The sequence below is a fragment of the Chlorogloea sp. CCALA 695 genome (genome assembly GCF_003003885.1).
GTDB lineage: Bacteria > Cyanobacteriota > Cyanobacteriia > Cyanobacteriales > Chroococcidiopsidaceae > Aliterella.
Genome location: NZ_PVWN01000138.1, coordinates 1 through 2,991, shown reverse-complemented (window position 1 = coordinate 2,991; position 2,991 = coordinate 1). Strand labels below are relative to the sequence as shown.

4 protein-coding genes are annotated in these 2,991 nt (G+C 44.0%); 1 reads left to right on the top strand and 3 read right to left on the bottom strand.

Annotation, left to right across the window (positions count from 1 at the left end; all coding sequences use genetic code 11):
- Positions 1–343: 343 nt before the first annotated feature.
- The 3 genes from C7B70_RS25415 to C7B70_RS25405 all read right to left on the bottom strand — a co-directional run bounded on the left by C7B70_RS25415 (position 344) and on the right by C7B70_RS25405 (position 2,320).
- Positions 344–700 (bottom strand): nuclear transport factor 2 family protein, encoded by a 357-nt coding sequence (locus C7B70_RS25415; protein ID WP_106371646.1) that lies wholly within the window; start codon positions 698–700, stop codon positions 344–346.
- A gap of 17 nt (positions 701–717) precedes the next feature.
- Positions 718–1,125, bottom strand: coding sequence for a nuclear transport factor 2 family protein (locus C7B70_RS25410; RefSeq protein WP_106371645.1), 408 nt, complete (start codon positions 1,123–1,125; stop codon positions 718–720).
- A 199-nt stretch (positions 1,126–1,324) separates the two neighbouring features.
- The gene (locus C7B70_RS25405) at positions 1,325–2,320 is read right to left on the bottom strand and encodes a tyrosine-type recombinase/integrase (protein WP_199192576.1); all 996 of its coding nucleotides are present in this window, start codon (positions 2,318–2,320) and stop codon (positions 1,325–1,327) included.
- 126 nt (positions 2,321–2,446) lie between these two features.
- Here C7B70_RS25405 and C7B70_RS25400 point away from each other — a divergent pair.
- The coding region (locus tag C7B70_RS25400; RefSeq protein ID WP_106371644.1) for a hypothetical protein at positions 2,447–2,991 on the top strand (545 nt) is incomplete at its 3' end.

Below are 2,991 nucleotides of genomic sequence, written 5' to 3'. Positions count from 1 at the left end.
GCGCAAGATGTGGGAGTCTTGGCTGGGTTAGTTATGTACGGACTGTTTACCGTGATTTACTAACCAACGAATCGCACGCTCTCTATACAATTCAAACAGTTAGTACCCAGACAAATATTCAGCCTTCCGTGTCTCCTACAAAATAGTTAATTTAGAAACTATTAAGCTCATGTGGTCGGTTGACAATTCTGTTAATCAAAGTTGTTTTTAACTTGCAATTGATGTATTTCTTGAAAATCTCGCAATGATGTCTAACGTTTCCACTTACTGGATGCAGATAACCTTTGTAACTCAACCGACCAGCCTCATCCCGATCGAGGTGCATCGGCTTGTTGGGCGGCAATTACAAAGGTGTCTGCTGGTGAAGTATCAACTTCCACGTTCCATTATTAAGTACATACGTGCTACTAATAAAAGCTACATATGGCTCGCTACCTTCGCGTTGTGCAGTAACTTTGTACACGAACACTCTAGCATTCTCCGATAATGAAATCACTTGCGGATCTTCTATTTGGAACGATTTCCAGGGTTGGGTAGCTAAAGATTCCAAGATTTTATCTTTTCCACTTATGCGTATGCCACCTGAAAAAACTATGGTGGCATCGTCGTGGAGAACAGCACTATAGAACTTCTTGCTCGCCTCTCCTACCAATGTGAGGGCTTGCCATCCTTGGTTTTCAAGTTCAATTAAATCCTGCATCGTAGTCACTCCTTACTTTAGTCGCCTTTTGTAAATAATGGGGTAGTATCCGTGTAAAATCTAACCGAAGTTACTAATCCTTCTGTGTTTCGATCAGTAAACGCTACGGCTCGAATCGTTACTTCCTGTCCATCATTCCGTTTGTAGTGATTCAACGCCTCCAACACAAAAGACGAGTCGCTGCCATAAATGTTTAACAAGTCGTGTTCTAGACTGGCGAAGGTTGTCCAATAATCAGCAAGCCCTTGTATCACAACTTCTTTGCCTTCCATCGGCAGGGCATTGTTTGATTGCACAGAACAATCCTGCGCCAAGAACTTTCCATACGCTTCAATATCCAATGTATCCAACGTTTCCAAATATTTCAGATACCACTCATAAGTTTCGGGAGAGAGCTGATTGATTCTAAGATTTTCGGTTTTCACCTATCACTCCTCTTGATAATCTAACAATTTAATCGTGTAAGGTTCAATCCGCATTTCCATATTAACTCCAGCTAACGCGGCAAGTTCCCAAGCGATGAACCCAATTTTTCTTGTTATTGTACGGAAAGTTCCTACATAACTAGCTTGTTCGTGTACTTGTATAGAATTTCTTTGGTAGCTATGAGATTCCTGCTACTCATCATCTTCCCCAATCGCTTGCAAATAAGCGCGATTCCGCATCTTGTTTCAGCGCTCCTTGGGTATAACGTCCGTAGACTCTATCGCTTTTAATCCCCATCAACTCCTTACCATACATTGGATCTACGCCTTTACGGGTAATGCTCGTCCCAAATTGGTGCCGAAATCGGTGCGGTCGAATATTATCTACTTGAGCGATCGCACCCAACTGTTTCACCATTCTGTATAGCCCTTTGTAACCCAACCTCTCCCCTCGGTGCTTCGGGTCTTGGCACAAAAACATCGGACTATCAGGAGTTAGTATAAACGCCGCTCCTTCTTGTTGCCGCCAATCAAAATAAGCTTCTAAGTATTGCCTTGCTTCCTTGCTTAGAGGGATTTCGCTGACATTCTGCCCTTTAGAGCGATGAACAGTCAACCTTTTACCATTCCAATGGTTGACGTTAAGCACTGATAACTCAGTTGCCCTCAGTCCATGACTAAGCAGCGCGACAATTGCGCGATCGCGTATCCGAGTTGCTCCCTCCGTAGACAGCGCGTGCCAAATATCAGCTAAGTCTTCTTTTTCGATATGCAGGTCTTGCGCCTCCTCTACCCGTTCTAGCCCAATTGCATCCGTCGGCAGGGGTTGGTTCACCGGATATCCGTTACTGCGACGCAGCCATTGATAAAATGCTCGAAGCGTATTGAGGGCATGGTTAATCGAAGCAAGCTTAAGTTCTTGCTGCAATAAATCCCGCCGATATTTGCCGATATCACTAGGGGTGATATCTAGCCAAGATTTATTGCACCAAGAGCTAAAATTCTTTAGTTGTCGCTTGTAAGCGCGTTGCGTATTATCTGCTTTGCCTGTCTGCCGCAAAAACTCCTCAATTTGCCAATGGCGAAGGTCTGACAGCGTTTCTGAAGAAGTCCTTCGCCCTGTCTTCTCTCGTCCGCCATCAAAGGGAACGATGGTAATAGGTAGGATAATAGGGTGGTGGGGGAGTTGGGGCATGATTTTTAGGTAGAGATAACTGCACTTATCAAAATCAAACTATTTTCAGATTATTATCTCACCCCTATCCTATCCAGCGTATAACAAATAGTAATTCTTTGGGCAATCGCTCGTTGCACCTATGATATGAGTCGTAAACCGCTACTCGATCCCAATCGTTCCTATACCTTCAGCAACTACTTCGACTTAAATGCCGATCCCTTCGATCTAGTTGCTGAATTTGGTTATTTTCTGACTCGTACTCCATTGCAGTTGCCACAATTTTCCGAGCCTTTGGAGCAAGTAAACTTTCTTAAAGAGCGGATTGACAATATTCTTCCTTATGTAGACTTAACCAACGAAACGGCACGGCGGGAAATTTTTTTCGCTCCTATTGTGTTAGAACTGGTACGAATTACCCATGCCCGTCTCAGTATTGAGTACCCGCTTGTAGTTACCCCTCAATTGCAGGGCAGTTTGGACTATTACCTCAGAACCCAAACGCATTTACTCGTGATTGAAGCAAAACAGGCAGACCTAACTCGTGGGTTTACGCAGTTAGCAATGGAGATGATTGCCTTAGATCAATGGACGGAGTTGACTGCACCAACCTTGCTAGGTGCGGTCACTACAGGTAATATTTGGCAGTTTGGGGTATTGCACCGTAGCTCTAAGCAGATTGAACAAGGATT

Coding starts and splice junctions, on each gene's coding strand:
- C7B70_RS25415 (WP_106371646.1), bottom strand. CDS start 700: ATGCAGGATTTAATTGAACTTGAAAACCAAGGATGGCAAGCCCTCACA.
- C7B70_RS25405 (WP_199192576.1), bottom strand. CDS start 2,320: ATGCCCCAACTCCCCCACCACCCTATTATCCTACCTATTACCATCGTT.